Origin of the sequence: Nocardia noduli, from assembly GCF_019038455.1 — a bacterium.
Taxonomy (GTDB): domain Bacteria; phylum Actinomycetota; class Actinomycetes; order Mycobacteriales; family Mycobacteriaceae; genus Nocardia; species Nocardia noduli.
Genome location: NZ_JAFMPL010000267.1, coordinates 1 through 478, shown reverse-complemented (window position 1 = coordinate 478; position 478 = coordinate 1). Strand labels below are relative to the sequence as shown.

Below are 478 nucleotides of genomic sequence, written 5' to 3'. Positions count from 1 at the left end.
GTCCGGTTCGTGGTCGAGTTCATCGGCCCCTCGGCGAAGCCGAACAGGGCGCGGACCACGAACATCTGGGCGAAGCCGGTCACCGCGCCGGTGAGCATGCACAGGACTGACCAGGAGGTCGCCGCCCAGGTGTAGACGCTGCGCGGGCCGTAGCGGTCGGCCAGCTGTCCACCGACGAAGGCGAACAGGGCGTAGCCGAAGAAGAAGGTGCTGAAGATCACCCCAAGCTCGGAAGGCGACAGGTTGAGGTCCTGCTTGACGAAGGGCGCGGCCACGCCGAGCGCCGCGCGGTCCATGTAGTTGATGATCCCGGCGATAAACAGCAGAGCCGCGATCAGGAACCTGTATCGTTTGGCGAACATCGGGCTTCCTCCGGAGGCATCATATTTTTGTTGTGTATTTTTATAGGAACGCGATCGTGCATGGGCTCGGGCTCTGGCGTGAACCCGTTTGGGTGAGGTCGCCACTGCCTGGGTCG

Annotated in this window: 1 protein-coding gene; it reads right to left on the bottom strand. The window is 63.0% G+C overall.

Features of this window, described 5'->3' with window-relative positions; translation table 11 throughout:
* The coding region (locus JZ792_RS43675; RefSeq protein WP_216918434.1) for an MFS transporter at positions 1-362 on the bottom strand (362 nt) is incomplete at its 3' end.
* Positions 363-478 lie beyond the last annotated feature (116 nt).